A 16,067-nucleotide genomic window follows, 5' to 3' on the forward strand; every position below is an offset into this window, starting at 1 on the left:
CCAAGGCGCTTTATGCCTTCCCGCGGATGGTCAAGTCAAACCGCAGCCATGCAGGCCGGGAACGGGACCCTCAGATACAGCGGCCGCCGTCGACCTCCAAAGCCACGCCGGTGATGAAGGCGGCTTCGTCCGAAGCAAGCCAGAGCGCGGCATTGGCGATATCAAGCGGCGTCGACAGGCGGCCGAGCGGGATCGAGGCGCGGAACTTCTCGCGGACTTCGGGCGTGTCGGCGCCCATGAATTTCTCCAGCATGGCGGTCTCGCCGGCGACTGGGCAGAGGCAGTTGACGCGGATGTTCTTGGGCGCGAGTTCGACCGCCATCGACTTGGTCGCGGTGATTGCCCAGCCTTTCGATGCATTGTACCAGGTAAGGCCCGGCCGCGGCCGCAGACCCGCGGTCGAAGCCGTGGTCAGGATGACGCCGCCGCCCTGCCGCTCCATGATCGGCACCACAGCAAGTGCGGCATGGTAGATCGCCTTCATGTTGACTGATGTGATCAGGTCGAAGGTCGCCTCGTCGACCTCGAGCATGTCACCGTTGCGATGGGTGTAGCCGGCATTGTTGACCATGATGTCGATGCGGCCGAAGGCGCTTTTTGCGGCATAGACCATCTCGTCGAATTCGGAACGCTGCGACACGTCGGTCTGGGTCCAGATCGCGGCCTCCCCGATCTCGGCAGCCACACGCTCCGCGCCCTTGGCGTTGAGGTCGGCGACGACCACCTTTGCACCCTCTTCGGCAAAGCGCCTGGCCATGCCTTCGCCGAAACCCGCTGCCGCACCGGTGATGACGGCGACCTTGTTTTCCAGACGCATGCTCTTCCCGCTCCTTGAGACCATCCCGCAACGTGTACAGGGCGGCGGCCAACGCCACGCCCCATGCCGCGACGGATTTCTCCCTTAGCTTTCGTCACATTCACGTTCTATGCTGCAGCTGCGAAAGCCTCCGGGAGCCGTTGCCTATCGACAAGCCTCCGGCCGGCGCCAGTGTCAAGGCACATTTGGACCGACTCAATATCCAGTGATTGGTCCGTGATGTGACACCATGGCACTGGATAATTTAAATCGATTAGATTATACCCAGCCGCGTCACAGTGTGCGGCGTCAAAGCGGACAGACCATGACCAGCCAGATCATCCCCGTCGATCCTTTCGACTTCATCATTTTCGGCGGCACCGGCGATCTGTCGGAACGCAAGCTGCTGCCATCGCTCTACCATCGGCAGCGCGACCATCAGTTTTCCGAACCGACCCGGATCATCGGCACCTCGCGTTCGAAGATGACCGATGCGGAGTTCCAGGCTTTCGCCAAACAGGCGATTTCCGACCACGTCAAGCCCGACGATATCGACGCCAAGGAATTGAAGACCTTCCTTGCCCGGCTGTCCTACGTGTCCGCCGACGCGACCACGGGCGCCGGCTTCGACAAGCTGAAAAAGGCGATCGGCGACAGCGACCGCATCCGCGCTTTCTATCTGGCGGTGGCGCCGGCGCTGTTCGGCGACATCTCGCACCAGCTGAAAGCGCACAATCTGATCACGCCGAATTCACGCATCGTGCTGGAGAAGCCGATTGGCCGCGACCTCGATTCGGCGCGCAAGCTCAACGATCTGGTCGGCGACGACTTCCACGAAAGTCAGATCTTCCGCATCGACCACTATCTGGGCAAGGAGACGGTACAGAACCTGATGGCGCTGCGCTTTGCCAATGCGCTCTACGAGCCGTTGTGGAACTCGGCCCATATCGACCATGTGCAGATCACGGTGGCCGAGACTGTCGGCCTGGAAGACCGCGTCACCTATTACGACAAGGCTGGCGCGCTGCGCGACATGGTGCAGAACCACATACTGCAGCTTTTGTGCCTCGTCGCGATGGAGGCTCCATCGTCGATGGATGCGGACGCAGTGCGCGACGAAAAGCTGAAGGTGTTGCGCGCGCTGAAGCGTATCAACGGCAATGAGGCGCCCAAGCATACGGTGCGCGGCCAGTATCGCGCCGGCGCCTCGTCCGGCGGCGCCGTCAAAGGGTATGTCGAGGAGCTCGGCAAGGACAGCAACACCGAGACCTTCGTCGCCATCAAGGCCGAGATCGGCAACTGGCGCTGGGCCGGCGTGCCGTTTTACCTCCGAACTGGCAAGCGCCTGGCGACTCGGGTCTCTGAAATCGTCATCGAGTTCAAGCCGATCCCGCATTCGATCTTCGGCGACAGCGCAGGGCCGATCTTCGCCAACCAGCTGGTCATCCGGCTGCAGCCCGACGAAGGCGTCAAGCAGTTCATCATGATCAAGGATCCGGGTCCGGGCGGCATGCGGCTGCGCCAGATTCCTCTCGACATGAGCTTCGCAACTTCCTTCGACGGTCGCGCGCCCGATGCGTATGAGCGGCTGATCATGGATGTCGTGCGCGGCAACCAGACGCTGTTCATGCGCCGCGACGAAGTCGAGGCGGCATGGAAGTGGATCGACCCGATCCAGAACGCCTGGGAAAGCGCCAGGCAAGAGGCGCAAGGTTATACGGCCGGCACATGGGGCCCCTCGGCCTCGATTGCGCTGATCGAACGCGACGGGCGGACATGGCACGAGAGCAATTGAGCGAGCCCACCTACAACTGGAACGGCTTTGCCGGACGCCAGGATCTGGCGGCAGCCCTTGCTAGCAATGTCGCGGCGCGCCTGACCAGGGCTATCGACGAGCGCGGCACGGCCCTCATCGCCGTTTCCGGCGGCACCACGCCGGCGAAGTTCTTTGCAGCACTTTCGGCCATTCCGATCGCCTGGAACAAGGTCACGGTGACACTGGTCGACGAACGGTTCGTGCCGGCCTCCTCGCCGCGCTCGAATGCCGGGCTGGTTGCCGCCAACCTGCTCCAGAACGCGGCCGCCGCCGCGCACTTCGTGCCGATGTATCATGAGGCCGCGAGCATCGAGACCGCCGCGGCGTCCGACGACACGGCACTCCAGGCACTGGCCTGGCCGCTCGACGTCGTGGTGCTCGGCATGGGCGGCGACGGCCACACCGCTTCGTTCTTTCCCGATGCCGACAATCTCCCCACCTTGCTCGATCCCGCCTCGCCGAGGATCGTGCTGCCGGTGCATGCACCAAGCGGCGGCGAGCCGCGGCTGACCCTATCGATGGCGCGCATCATCGCCGCCGGCTTCATCGCGCTGCATATCGAAGGCGAGGACAAGCGCACCGCCTTCGAGAATGCGATGGGACCGGGTGCGAAGAAGCCCATTCGCAAAGTGCTCGAAGCAGCACCCAAACCAGTAGAGGTGTTCTGGGCACCCTGATTTTAACGAAAGCAGTCCCGGCAAACAGTGGGAGGACGTTCTCCGGGGCTTGAAAGGACCGACCATGACAGCCAGACGCGACATTGAAGCCATCACGGAACGCATCCGCCAGCGCTCGAAAGCCGGCCGCGAGCGCTATCTCGGCCGTATCGCCGAAGCCTCGAACCGCACCGCCAACCGTTCGGTGTTGTCCTGCGGTAACCTCGCGCATGGCTTTGCCGTCTGCAGCCCGTCTGAAAAGCTGGCGCTTGGCGCCGACAAGGTGCCGAACCTCGGCATCATCACCTCCTACAATGACATGCTGTCGGCGCATCAGCCCTTCGAGACGTTCCCGGCGATGATCAAGGATGCCGCGCGGGAAGTTGGTGGCATCGCGCAAGTGGCCGGCGGCGTGCCGGCCATGTGCGACGGCGTGACCCAGGGACAGCCCGGCATGGAGCTGTCGCTGTTTTCGCGCGACGTGATTGCCATGGCCGCGGCAGTCGGCCTGTCGCACAACATGTTCGACGCCGCCGTCTATCTTGGCGTCTGCGACAAGATCGTGCCGGGGTTGGTGATCGCGGCCCTCACCTTCGGCCATCTGCCGGCCGTCTTCGTGCCGGCTGGGCCGATGACGACGGGCCTGCCAAACGACGAGAAGGCCAAGGTTCGCCAACTCTATGCCGAAGGCAAAGCCGGTCGGGCCGAACTGCTCGAGGCCGAGTCCAAATCCTACCATGGGCCGGGCACCTGCACCTTCTACGGCACAGCCAATTCCAACCAGATGCTGATGGAGATCATGGGCCTGCACACGCCGGGCGCCTCGTTCGTCAATCCGGGCACGCCGCTGCGCGACGCGCTGACGCGTGAGGCGACGAAACGGGCGCTGGCGATCACCGCACTCGGCAACGCCTACACGCCGGTCGGCCGGATGATCGACGAACGTTCGTTCGTCAACGGAGTCGTCGGCCTGCACGCCACCGGCGGCTCGACCAACCACACCATCCATCTCATCGCCATGGCTGCGGCGGCCGGCATCATGCTGACCTGGCAGGACATTTCCGACCTGTCGGAAGCCGTGCCGCTGCTTGCCCGTGTCTATCCGAACGGGCTCGCCGACGTGAACCATTTCCATGCCGCCGGCGGGCTCGGCTTCCTGATCCGCGAACTGCTCGATGAAGGCGTCCTGCATGAGGACGTACAGACGGTGTGGGGCGACGGTCTCCGGCCCTACGCGGTCGAGGCTAAACTCGGCGAAGACGGCAGCGTGGTGCGCGAAGCCTCGCCGCTGCAGAGCGGCGACGAGAAGGTGTTGGCGCCGTTCGCCAAGGCCTTCCAGCCGACCGGCGGCCTGAAGGTGCTTGCCGGCAATCTCGGCCACGCCGTCATCAAGACCTCGGCGGTGAAGCCGGAACGGCGCGTCATCGAGGCGCCAGCCAAGGTGTTCGACAGCCAGCAAGGCCTGAACGAAGCCTTCAAAGCCGGCACGCTCACCGGTGACTTCATCGCTGTCATCCGTTTCCAGGGCCCGAAGGCCAACGGCATGCCGGAACTGCACAAGCTCACCACCGTGCTCGGCATCCTCCAGGACCGCGGCCAGCGCGTCGCGCTGGTCACCGACGGGCGCATGTCGGGCGCTTCCGGCAAGGTGCCGGCGGCGATCCATGTGACACCGGAAGCGGTCGAGGAAGGACCTATCGCCAGGATCCACGACGGCGATATCATCCGCCTCGACGCCGACGCCGGCACGCTGGAAGTGCTGGTGCCAGGCGCCGAGCTTGCACTGCGCCGCACGGCCGACATAGACCTCATCGGCAACGAGTTCGGCTTCGGCCGCGAGCTGTTCGCCGGTTTCCGCCAGTTGGTCGGGCGTGCGGACCATGGCGCCAGCGCTTTCGGTACCGCCTGAGCCATCATTTCGACGAGATATAAAAAGGGCGGCTCAAGGCTGCCCTTTTTCGTTTGCGATGAAACGCCAATTACGGCTGCACCGTAATCTCGCTCCGTTCGCCGGCCTTGACCGTGACCGGCATTTCCTTGTCATGACCTTCATCGGACATGTGGCGAACGACGACATAGTCGCCGGCCGGAATGGTCTGCTGCCAGGTGTCGCCATAGCTCAGGCCAAGCGCCTTGCGATTGCCCTGGATGTCCTTCTTCGACGACAGCACCTCGATCGAATAGGCGCCCGGCGCCGACATGGCCAGCACGCCGGCATCGAGCGTCACCTTGACATCCTTGACGTCGCCAGCCTTGACGCTGAACGGCTGCTCGACGGTCGCGAGGTCGAGCGCGGTGACCGCGACATAGTCATCCGGCGGTAGCCAGAACTTGCTGTCCGGGCCATAGGAATGGGCGACATCTTCGCGCGAGCCGTTGATCTTTTTCTTGGCCTTGACGATCTGGATGCTGATGCCCGACGAGTCGGCCTTGTCGCCGCCTGCGGTGTAGTAGGCGTTGACGACGGCATGACCGACGCCGACGACGATGTCCTTTTCGACCGTCTGACCTGCGGCGAGCTGGATGGTCTCGGTCACCGAGCCGCTGCCGATCGCCACCGTGACCTTCTGTTCGCCGGCCGGCACGATGATCTTGGTGTCGCCATAATGGGTCGTGCTGCCGCCCGGGAAGGCAAAGTCGACATGGGCCTCGTCGCTGATATCGGCACCCTGGTAAGCCCTGGGATGGATGAGCATGGTGCCGGCGTTCAAGGTGAAGAGCGGCTTGTAGACCTGGCCGGCCTCGATCTTGACCTTCTGTTCCACCTGGGCTTCGTCGGCGCGCGCGACGACGATATAGTCGCCCGGCTCGAGATTGGCCTCGTAGCTGTTGTACTGTGTGGTGACGGACTCGCCGCGCGTGCCATCGGGCTTGGCCTTGTAGACCTCCCAGGCATTGCCATCGGTGATCGGATCGCCGCCTTCGGCCATGACTACGCTCGGGATGAAATTGAATTCGGGCTTTGCCGGTTCGGGCGCTGGGGCAGGCGCCGGTGCGGGTTCCGGCGCGGGTGCCGGGGCCGGCGCGGCGACGGTTTCGACCAACGCTTCCTGCAGCGCCTTCTCGTCCGAAGCCTGGATATATTTGCCGCCGGTGTTGTCGGCGAGGCAGGCGATCTGCTTGCCCTCGTCGGCGGTCAGGCCGAAGCCGACGACGTCGGCGGTGAAGTCGACGCCTGACGCTTCCAGTTCCTTGCCCAGCGCGCAAGGGTCGCCGCCGCAGGTCTCAAGCCCGTCGGTGATGAGGACTACGGTCGCCTTGTCCTCGGTGTATTTCAAGGCTTCGGCCGCCTGCTTGACGGCAGCTGTCAGCGGCGTCTTGCCGAGGAATTTCATGCTGTCGGCGGCGGCCGAAATGGCGCTTGCCGAGCCGGCCTGCGGCGGCACGATCAGCTCGATGTCCTCGCAGCTGCCTTTCTCGCGGTGGCCATAGGCCATGAAGCCGATCTCGTCGTCGGCGGGGACCGACTGCAGCACGGTCCTGAGCGACTCGCGCGCGATTTCGAGCTTCGGCTTGCCGTCGATCTGGGCCCACATCGAGCCTGAGGCGTCAAGAATGATGATGACCTTGTTCGCGGCAAAGCCGAGCGAAGTCATCGACAAAAGGAGCAGCGCCGCAGCGACGCTCCGCAAAAGTCCCGCCATTGGAAATCTCCTTGAGGCCGCCCTCTGATCCGCGCCGGACGCTATTTGACAGCGCGTTCGGACACAAGCCTAGAGCGGTCACGAACGGTTGCAGTGTAACAGGATCGGCGCTGGCCAAGGCCGGTTCCGAAGCTGGCTAAGCACCGCATCAATAGGTGGTGCGCCGCTCCTCCGAGGGCGGACGGCCGAACTGCAGCCGGTAGCTCTGCGCGAAATAGGAGTGCGAGGTGAAGCCGGTGGCAATGGCCACATCGAGGATCGGCATGTTGGTCTGGCGCAGCAATTCGCGCGCCCGCTCGAGCCTGAGCCGCATGTAGTAGCGGCCGGGCGTGACGCTCAAATGGCGCAGGAACAGGCGCTCGACCTGGCGCACCGAAAGGCCCGCCGATTTGGCGAGCTGCACCGCCGACAGGGGCTCGTCGAGATGGTCGGCCATTAGCTCGACGATGCGTCTAAGCTTCTCCGACTTGCCGGTGAGGTCGCGCTCCGGCCCGACGCGCTGGCGATCGCCGGCGGAGCGGATGCGTTCATGCTGGAACTGGTTGGCGACGCCGTTGGCGAGATTCGAGCCGAAATCGCCGCGCACGATCTCCAGCATCAGGTCGATAGAGGTGGTGCCGCCGGCACAGGTGTAGCGCTTGCGGTCGATCTCGAAGACGTTGCCGGTGCAGTTGATGTCGGGGAAGCGCTCGACGAAGCCGGCGCGGTTTTCCCAATGGATGGTGCAACGATAGCCTTCGAGCTGGCCCGCTTCGGCCAGCAGATAGGAGCCTACCGACAGCGCGCCGAGCGCATTGCCGCGCCGGCCCCAGCTGCGCAGCGCCGCCAGCACCTTGCTCTTGCCGGGGAATTCAGTGGTCAGTCCGACCGACACGAACAGGATGTCGACCGGCGGCAGGTCGGCGACGGCATAGTCGATCTTGAGCGGCAGGCCGTTGGAGGCCATGACGGAGTCGCCGTCGGCCGAAACCGTCGTCCAGCCATAGAAATCACGGCCGAGCAGGCGGTTGGCCGAGCGGAAAGTGTCGATCGCCGCTGCCAGCGAAAACATCGAAAACTTGTCGACCAGCAGGAACGCGAATTGCCGGCCGCCCTGAACGGGATCATCCATGACCGGCCGTTCAGAGGGAATACTGGGGTTCGGCAAAGAAGCTGCTTTCTGGGTCAGAAGGAAGGCCGCTTCAAGCCGGCCGCAAGGTAGGCTGAGGCTAACGTATTGGCCATCAGCATGGCAATGGTCATCGGGCCGACACCGCCCGGCACAGGGGTGATGGCGCCGGCGGCCTGCGACGCCTCGGCATAGGCGACGTCGCCGACGAGGCGGCTCTTGCCCTCGCCCTTCTCGGGTGCGGCGATGCGGTTGATCCCGACATCGATTACGGTGGCACCCGGCTTGACCCAGTCGCCTTTGACCATTTCGGGCCGGCCGACGGCAGCCACCAGAATATCGGCGGTGCGGGCCAGCGCCGGCAGGTCCTTGGTGCGGCTATGGGCAATGGTGACGGTGCAGTTGGCGGCAAGCAGCAAATTGGCCATCGGCTTGCCGACAATGTTGGAGCGGCCGACGACGACCGCATTGAGGCCGGAAAGATCCTTGCCGCGCACGCGTTCGATCAGCAGCATGGAACCCGCCGGCGTGCAGGGTACGAAGGCGGTTTCGAGTTCGCCGGTGCCGAGCTTGCCGACATTGATGAAGTGGAAGCCGTCGACATCCTTTTGCGGCGCGATGGCCTGGATGATCTTGCCGGCATCGATATGGGCGGGAAGCGGCAGCTGAACCAGGATGCCGTTGACGGCATGATCGGCATTGAGTTCGCCGATGATCTTGAGCAGCGCCTCCTCGGACGTGTCGGCCGGCAGCGTGTGCTGCAGCGAATGAAAGCCGCATTCCTTGGCGGTGCGCGACTTGGAGGCGACATAGACCTGGCTTGCCGGGTCCTCGCCGACGATAACCACCGCCAGGCCGGGCTTGACGTTGCCCTTGGCGATCAGGTCCGCGGTCAAGGCCTTGACCTTCTGAACCACATCTCCGGCGACGCTCTTTCCGTCAATCACTTCGGCCATGAACCATCCTCGACATCATTCGAGCCAAGGCGCGGCGCGCCCTGAACGTTGTTTCGTGCATGTCGTTGTTTCAAACGTCGCGCCCATTCGGGTCAAGCCCGACGGCAGCGCTTTTGGAGCGCCATGCTGCGCGGCATTTTCACGAAATTTGGTCCAAGCAATCCCGTCAAAGCGCCGTCAGATGCCGTAAACTCGAAACCGGCAGCTTTTATTCCGTGCTGACGGGCTCAGAAATAGCGGCGGCGCGAACGGTTTTCGGTGAGTTCGCGCACCGCCTCACGAAATTCGCGCAGACCGGCGCGGATATCGTCGATTTGCGCCTGCTGGTCGTCCGACGTCGCCTCGGCCGGCTGCGGAGAAGACCACCTCTCGGGCGCTGCCGGCATCGGCTGCTGCGAATAGAGGTAGTCGGCCGGTCGACCGGGCTGCGTGTAGCCGGCACGCTGCCCATAGGGATAGGCGTCCGGAACCTCTTGCCGGAAGTCCGGCTGAAGATCGCCGGCAGGCTCCTGCACCGGCCTTGCATATTCGGCGGCCGGTTGGGCGCGGTACGTCTGGACGGGCTGTTCTCCTGACGTCCCACTGCCTGGTGTGGCTTTGCGCATCGCCGAGAACAGGCCGCCGAACAGACCTGGGCCGCGGGCGGGAGTGGCCTCGACCGGCAACACCGGAGGTGCTGCAGGCGGCGGAGACACAGGCCGCGGCGCGCGATAGACCTTGTCTTCGACGGGAGGCCGGCGTTCGTCCATCCTGCCACGCGAACGCGAGCCAGCGGCATCGCGCAGGCTTGCAAAGGCGCCGCGCATCGCACCGAGACCGACGCCGGAAGCAAGGCCGAGCAGCAGGCCGGCCAGCGCAATTACGGCCCGCGACGGTCCGTTGGGTTCGAGTGGCGGTTGCGCGGGGGTCATCAGATTGATGTTGGTGGTGTTGATGTTTTGCTGTTCGCCGGTCTCCTTGGCGCGCAGAAGGTATTGTTCATAGACGTTGCGCTTGGCGGTGGCATCGCGCTCCAGTTCGCGCAGGCTGACCAGGTCGCTGTTGACGTCGCCGCTCTGGACCTTTGCCTGCGCCAGGCGGGAAGCGAGATCCTGCTCGAGTTGAACCGAGCGCTTCAAGTCGACCTGTAGCGACGACGCGATGCGGCGCAGTTCGCCTGCGATGCGCTCGCGTGATCCGACGAGCTGGGCGTTGAGCGCCTGGTATTCGGGATGACGCGGCCCCAGCCGCACGGCGGCGCGGTCGGCCTCCTGCTTCAACGCTGCATATTGCGCGCGCAGTTCGCTCATCGTGTTGGAATTGATTTCTTCCGGCAAAGTGCCGTTGATGACCGAATTGACGTCCAGCGAACGCGCCGACGCCGCCCGGGCGTTGAGTTCCAGCGTGCGGGCACGGGCGACGGAGAGCTGCTCGTTGAGCTTCAGCATCTGGTCGTCGCTGATCAGATGGCCCTGCGCGTCGACGAGATCATGCGTGGCCCTGAAATCCTCGACCTTGCGCTCGGCCGTCTCGACATCCTTGCGCAGGTCATCGAGCTTGGCCGTCAGCTGGTCCGTCGCGCGTCCGGCCATCCCGAACTGGTATTGGGCCGCCTCCTGCTGGAAGACGTCCCTCGTCGTGTTGGCGATCTCCGCCGACTTGTCGGCACTTTGGGTGGTGGCGCTGATGGAAACGACAAAGCTCTTGCCGCTGCGCTCGACCGACAGGCTCTTGGCCAGATTGCCGACCGCCAGTGCCTGGCGGCGCACGTCACCGGCACCGCCAGGTCCATCCTGGCGCGACACGATCGAGCGGATCAGCGACATGACGCCGAGGCCGCCGGAGCCCTGTCCGTTGAACTCTGGATCGTCGACAAGATTTAGATCGGCGACGACCTTGTCGAGGACTTTGCCTGATGTCACCATCTTGATACGGGTTTCGACGACGGCCAGCGCCGCGTCGGGCTGCCCGACCGGTTGGGTGAGATCGTTGTCGGACAGCTTCAGGTCGCCTGGCTCGATGACTATTTGCGTTGTGGCTTCGTATTTCTTCGGCGTCGAAACGGCAACAGCAACGCCAAGCACCGTTCCCAGTAACGTCGTCGAGACGATCAGCAGCTTGGATCGGGTGATGCCGCGGACGACCTGTAGCGGATCGATCAGCGGCTTCCATTCCTGATCGTCGCCATCCCGCCGCTGCTCGTCGGCATAACGGGTCTCGTAGGCGGCGCGAGAGCCATCGAAACCCCGGGCAGGCTCCTGACGCCGAACAGGCTCCTCGGCCGCATCGGCTCTCGGATAGCGGACAGCTTCGTCTGCTAGAGACCATGTGCTGGCCGCCGAAACGGATTCGCCGGCGGCCTGGAACTGCGGCGGCCCGGGCGGTGACGCTGGCGCGGGATTCGACTGCGCCTCGCGTTGCGAGCGAGCGATCCGGTGACGCGTTGCGGCGTCCTCGCGCCATGACGGATCGGCCCGGTCGCCGATGGAGACCGGCGACGCATCCGCCGCCTCGTCGCCGCGCACAGCTCTGCCGAGCGCCAGGAGGGAGCGCTCACGCCTCCAGTCTTCACGGTTTTCCCTGTCGACCATTGTCTCGAAACTTTACCCTTGGCGGCTTGGGAGCGGCGGTCGGCCAATCGTTAAGCCACGCTAAACAGGCATGGGAAACAAAAGGTTAATTTCCTTGATCCGAAGCCGAAGTTTCTGGCTTCTGCCGCACATTGTCGAGGGCGTAAAAGGGTGGCCAGAACGGCACGTTAAACTTTCCGGCCTATGGCTTTCCGCGACATGATGCAGGCTAGCGACACACCGCAAAGGCGGACACTCGCCCGGATCGGTACCTTCGTGGCCGAACGACGGGGGCTGGTCCGCGACTATCTCTCGGCGATCAGCGGCGCAGGCGGGCGGCTGGTGTTCTCGCTCGCCTATTTCATCGCACTCGCCAACACGCTTTCGATCGCCGAATTCGGCATGTTCGCCACCGCCTCGGCGGCCGGCGTCATGCTGTCGCGGATCCTCGCCTTCGGCTTCATCTCGGCGCTCTACCGCACTGCCGCGATCCGTCCCAACCTTATCGGCACCTTCACCGCCGGCTTCCTGCTGCTTGGCGCCTTGTCCTTGCCGTTGCTGGCGGCGGCCTCCTACGGCGTCTACCTGATCTTCTTCGCCAGCACCGTGCCGCTGGCCGTCTTTGCCGCAATCGTCTTTGCCGAAGCACTTTTGTGGCGGCCGGTCGAGGTGGTGCTGATCGTCAACAACGGGCTGGGCAAATTCGGTCGCGCCGCCGTGCTGTCGATCGTGACCACGGCGTTCCGCGCGCTCGGCGCGGTGCTGTTCATGCTGTCGGGGCAGCACAGCGTCTGGATCTGGTCGTTGTTCTACATCGGCGCCAACGCCGCCTCGCTGCTGCTTGCCTTCGGCTTCTACTATCCACGCCAGCGGCTCAGGCTGCGCACCGAGCTCTATCTCAGGCGGCTTGCCGATTCGATCTATGTCGCCGGCGCCGAAGTGCTGTTCTACCTGCAGTCGGAATTCGACAAGCTGCTCGTGCTGGCGATCGGTGGGCCGCATCTGGCCGGCATCTATGCCATCATCATGCGGCTGGTCGACCTGACGGCAATCCCGATCCGCACCTTCTCGATGATGCTGGTGCAGCGGATGATGCGAGCGCCGGAATTGTTGGCGCGGCTGCGGGTCAAAGGCGGCATTGAAGCCGGCGTGTTCCTGGTGTCGACTTTGGCGCTGGCGGCACTCGGCATCGTGCTGCATTTCTTCCCCGATGCGCTGGGCCGGAACGTCGCCGAAGCAGCACCGCTGGTGGCTTTGGCAATCGGCGTGCCGGGATTGCGCAACCTGGTCGAATACCAGGCCGAGCTTCTGTTCGCGCGCGGCCAGACCGCGATCCGGGCGCTCAATCTCGGCCTGCTGGCCGGGCTGAAGGCGATGCTGTTGACCTATGTGCTGACCACGATCGCCGACACGCCCATATTGGTGCTGTCGCTCAATGTCGTCTTCCTGCTGCTCTATCTTGCCTCAGCGCTGCTGACCTACTCGGCTCTGCGCAAGCCGGCGAAGGCTATCTAATCCAGCTCGATCAGACGGCGGATGCGGCCGATATCGGTGCCGATGAAGGATTGCATGCCGATCGCCACCTGCCCCGGCACCATGGTGGCGACGAAGCCTCGGAATTCGTCATCCGACAGTGCCGCGCCCGTCCAGTGCACGCGGCAGAATTCTTCCGAGCCGTGGAAATGGCCGGCGCCTCGCAGCACATCGTCGACATAGCGGCCATAGATCATGCATTCGGAGAATCGGCGCACAGACCCAACGACCCCGACCCAGTTGCGGCCGTGGACCTTCTCGATCTCGGCGCACATCGCCATCACCGTCTGCCGACGCCAGGCGATCAGCGTCGAAATATAGTCGTGGTTCGAAACCTCAGATGCATTGATGCCAAGCGCTGCAGCCGCATTGCGCGACCAGATGCGATGCTCGTCGTGACCCTCGCTCGACAGCACGCCGTCGCGCCGGAACAGCCGCACCTTGCCGTCGCGCCAGAAGGCGCTCAGATCGAACGGTTTGACGAACGCGACGTCGGAATCGCAGAAGACCAGCACGTCTTCCCCCGCATGCGCAGCGATGGCGATACGACGCAGCTGCTGCACATGCCAGCCGCGCAGCGGCTGGGTCTTGAAACTGAGCCAGATGCGGCGGCGAAACAGGCTCGTCGGATCGTCGAAGACGCGCAGCCAGCGCGGCAGCAGGTCGCGTTCGTCCACGACAGTGCGGCGGCAGCTTTCCAATTGGCGAAACAGCGCCACGTCGCGATGCTCAACCAGTATGTAGTGATGCGCCACGCCGGAGACATGACGATCAAGGGTTTCGCACAACAGGCGGCAGCGCTGGAAATCCGGCGCATAGCTGGCGGTCACCACCGCCGCTGCCGGCGTCTGCGGCAGGACATCCAGGTCGACGGCAGGGCTCGGCACAAAGCGGCTGTTCACCGCGGCTCTCCGGCAGGCTTCGTCCGGTGCGAGAATTTTTGCCTGACGACACGCCACAGGAACACCGGATTGCCGACGACGTAACGGCGCCACAGACGGCTCGGCTCGATGCACAGGCGAAACAGCCATTCGAGCCTCAGCTGGCGCATCCAGAGCGGCGCCCGCGGCACCGAGCCGGAGAGGAAATCAAGCAGCGCACCGACGGCAATCGGCAGCGTGCAGTGGCGGGCATCGATATGGCGGGCAATCCATAATTCCTGGCGCGGCACACCCATGGCGACAAGCAGCATGTCGGGCCGCAACGCCTCGATGCGATCGACGATTGCCTGCTCTTCGGCGGGCGAGAAATAGCCGTCATGGATGACGACGAATTTGTGCTGCACGGCCAGCGCAGCCAGCTTGACCGACGCAGCCTCGGCGTTGGTGCGGGTGGCGCCGAGCAGCCCGACGGTCAGCGGCCTTGCCGATGCCTGCAGAAAGGCCGGAATGAAATCGGTGCCGTTGAGATTGTCCGGGAATGGCGCGCCGTAGAGCAGCTTTGCCGCCAGATCGACGCCGACACCGTCGGGCAGGATGAGGAAGTCATCGAGCGCTTCGGCAAAGACCGGATCGGTATAGGCGATGTTAGCATTGTGAGCGTTGAGAAAACTGACCTTGGTGAAGCGCCGCTCGGCAATCAGCCTAGCCAGCAGCGCGATTGCGTCATCCCAGCGGATGGCGAGGACCGAAATGCCGAGGATCGTCTTCAGCGTCTCGAGCCCCAGGGCGGCGCGGGCGGTGTGCATGTTCATGCAAACACCTCCTGCCCGACCGGCCCGAGCCTTTCCAAGCCTAGCCTGATGGCGGCATCGAGCGCGTTCATTTGACTGCGATGGAAGGCGCTGCCGTCTACATCCCTGACATCAGCCGCCGCCGCTTCCAGCGCGCGGGCGAAGGCAGCCGGATCGTCTGACACCACGCAATTGGCCGGGCGATGGTCGATGCCGCGCAGCGAGCGGCTGGTGGCGACCGACGGCAGGCCAAGCTCGAAGGTTTCGATGGTCTTGAGCTGCACGCCGCTGCCGGCCGTGCTGATCAGCGGAATGACGGCGGCGCTGCGCACGAAAGCCTGCGCGTCGGGCACCCGGCCGACGAATTCGACACCGGGATGTGCAGAGCTGATATCCGACGGCATGTTGCCGGCGATCCTGATGCGAAAACCCCGACTGAGATGCGGCACGACTTGTTCCAGGAACCAGTCGAGGCCGATGCGGTTCGGCTGCCAGGTCCAGGTGCCGATCAGCGCCGCGTCGCAATCGATGCGGCGCGGCTTTACCGGCTTCGGCGCGGTGGCAGTGGTCACCAGCGGCAGCACCGCCGAGCGGTCGTCGGAGGCAACGCCGAGTGCAGCGCGGTCTTCCTCGGCCAGCGTGAAGACGAAGCGGGCCTGTCGGCAGAGCCTCTCCTCCATGATCTCGAGGAGCCTCGCCTCGCGGGCAAACAGCAGGCGCTGAAAATGACTGTTTGCCGCGGCCGCATTCTCCCTGGCCGAAGCATGTTCGACATTGTGGGCGACGAAGATCGATGGGCGGTCGGCGAACAGTTTTTCAAAGGCGCCAGCGAACTGCACGGAATTCAGGACATAGCTGTCGAAAGGGCCGGCGCGTTCGATGGCGGCACGGACTTCAATGTCGGAGACCGCGCGCAGCTTCACGGAAGCGAAGGTGAGCCCTGACAGCATCGCCTTGCCGAGCCAGGCGAGCTTCCGCATCGCCGAGGCGCTTTCCGTGCGCACGTCGACGGCGCCGAGCACGATGGTGTTTTCGGGGTCGCTTGGCGCCTTGCCCGGCCAGATGAAGCCAATGACAGTGACGCGCACGCCGGCGCGCCGCAAGGCGGCGATAATCGCAGCGTTGGCGATCTCGTAGCCCGAAGCGAGTGCGCCGTCGGGCACGATCGATGTGGCGAACAGCAGATGCATCTCACCTATCCAGGCGTCAGCCACTAGCAAAGCTGGGTGAACCCTTGATTAAGTCACGCAACGCAACGGATGAAAGGCACCGATCGGCAGGCTCGCTGCGAAAGGTGATTAACGAAACCTTATCATCGCGGTGCTATCGGAAGCCAG

12 protein-coding genes are annotated in these 16,067 nt (G+C 64.1%); 4 read left to right on the forward strand and 8 right to left on the reverse strand.

Annotated elements, in window-relative coordinates:
- Positions 1 to 70: 70 nt before the first annotated feature.
- A complete protein-coding gene (locus ACWTU9_RS00125; RefSeq protein WP_455856574.1) occupies positions 71 to 817 on the reverse strand; it encodes an SDR family oxidoreductase in 747 nt (248 codons plus the stop codon).
- 304 nt (positions 818 to 1,121) lie between these two features.
- Between ACWTU9_RS00125 and zwf the strand changes: the two genes are divergently transcribed.
- From zwf to edd, 3 genes are all read left to right on the forward strand, one after another.
- On the forward strand, positions 1,122 to 2,591 hold the full coding sequence (gene zwf / locus ACWTU9_RS00130; protein ID WP_454589892.1) for a glucose-6-phosphate dehydrogenase: 1,470 nt from the start codon (positions 1,122 to 1,124) through the stop codon (positions 2,589 to 2,591).
- Positions 2,573 to 3,289, forward strand: a complete 717-nt coding sequence (pgl, locus tag ACWTU9_RS00135; RefSeq protein ID WP_455856575.1) for a 6-phosphogluconolactonase — start codon at positions 2,573 to 2,575, stop codon at positions 3,287 to 3,289. The genes zwf and pgl overlap by 19 nt, the downstream gene beginning before the upstream one ends.
- A 64-nt stretch (positions 3,290 to 3,353) precedes the next feature.
- Positions 3,354 to 5,177 carry a phosphogluconate dehydratase gene (gene edd / locus ACWTU9_RS00140; RefSeq protein ID WP_455856576.1) on the forward strand — a complete coding sequence of 608 codons (1,824 nt, stop codon included), beginning with the start codon at positions 3,354 to 3,356 and terminating at the stop codon, positions 5,175 to 5,177.
- 70 nt (positions 5,178 to 5,247) lie between these two features.
- On the opposite strand, the gene ACWTU9_RS00145 is transcribed toward edd, so the two are convergent.
- The 4 genes from ACWTU9_RS00145 to ACWTU9_RS00160 form a co-directional block, all read right to left on the reverse strand.
- The gene (locus ACWTU9_RS00145; RefSeq protein ID WP_455856577.1) at positions 5,248 to 6,912 is read right to left on the reverse strand and encodes a vWA domain-containing protein; all 1,665 of its coding nucleotides are present in this window, start codon (positions 6,910 to 6,912) and stop codon (positions 5,248 to 5,250) included.
- Positions 6,913 to 7,060: 148 nt separating this feature from the next.
- A complete protein-coding gene (locus ACWTU9_RS00150) occupies positions 7,061 to 8,023 on the reverse strand; it encodes a GlxA family transcriptional regulator (protein ID WP_181058559.1) in 963 nt (320 codons plus the stop codon).
- 53 nt (positions 8,024 to 8,076) lie between these two features.
- The gene (gene folD, locus ACWTU9_RS00155; RefSeq protein WP_455856578.1) at positions 8,077 to 8,976 is read right to left on the reverse strand and encodes a bifunctional methylenetetrahydrofolate dehydrogenase/methenyltetrahydrofolate cyclohydrolase FolD; all 900 of its coding nucleotides are present in this window, start codon (positions 8,974 to 8,976) and stop codon (positions 8,077 to 8,079) included.
- Positions 8,977 to 9,203: 227 nt separating this feature from the next.
- Positions 9,204 to 11,546 (reverse strand): Wzz/FepE/Etk N-terminal domain-containing protein, encoded by a 2,343-nt coding sequence (locus ACWTU9_RS00160; protein ID WP_455856579.1) that lies wholly within the window; start codon positions 11,544 to 11,546, stop codon positions 9,204 to 9,206.
- A gap of 198 nt (positions 11,547 to 11,744) precedes the next feature.
- On the opposite strand from ACWTU9_RS00160, the gene ACWTU9_RS00165 reads away from it, so the two are divergent.
- Positions 11,745 to 13,040 carry a lipopolysaccharide biosynthesis protein gene (locus tag ACWTU9_RS00165; protein WP_455856580.1) on the forward strand — a complete coding sequence of 432 codons (1,296 nt, stop codon included), beginning with the start codon at positions 11,745 to 11,747 and terminating at the stop codon, positions 13,038 to 13,040.
- Here ACWTU9_RS00165 and ACWTU9_RS00170 read toward each other — a convergent pair.
- From ACWTU9_RS00170 to ACWTU9_RS00180, 3 genes are read right to left on the reverse strand one after another with little or no spacing between them, the layout of a single operon-like run.
- Positions 13,037 to 13,960 (reverse strand): DUF6492 family protein, encoded by a 924-nt coding sequence (locus ACWTU9_RS00170; protein ID WP_455856581.1) that lies wholly within the window; start codon positions 13,958 to 13,960, stop codon positions 13,037 to 13,039. The genes ACWTU9_RS00165 and ACWTU9_RS00170 overlap by 4 nt on opposite strands.
- Positions 13,957 to 14,751: a WecB/TagA/CpsF family glycosyltransferase gene (locus ACWTU9_RS00175; protein WP_455856582.1), complete on the reverse strand. Its 795-nt coding sequence runs from the start codon at positions 14,749 to 14,751 to the stop codon at positions 13,957 to 13,959. The genes ACWTU9_RS00170 and ACWTU9_RS00175 overlap by 4 nt, the downstream gene beginning before the upstream one ends.
- Entirely contained in the window at positions 14,748 to 15,920 is a 1,173-nt protein-coding gene (locus ACWTU9_RS00180; protein ID WP_455856583.1) for a glycosyltransferase, read from the reverse strand. The genes ACWTU9_RS00175 and ACWTU9_RS00180 overlap by 4 nt, the downstream gene beginning before the upstream one ends.
- Positions 15,921 to 16,067: the final 147 nt, after the last annotated feature.

The organism is Mesorhizobium sp. 128a, assembly GCF_053848025.1.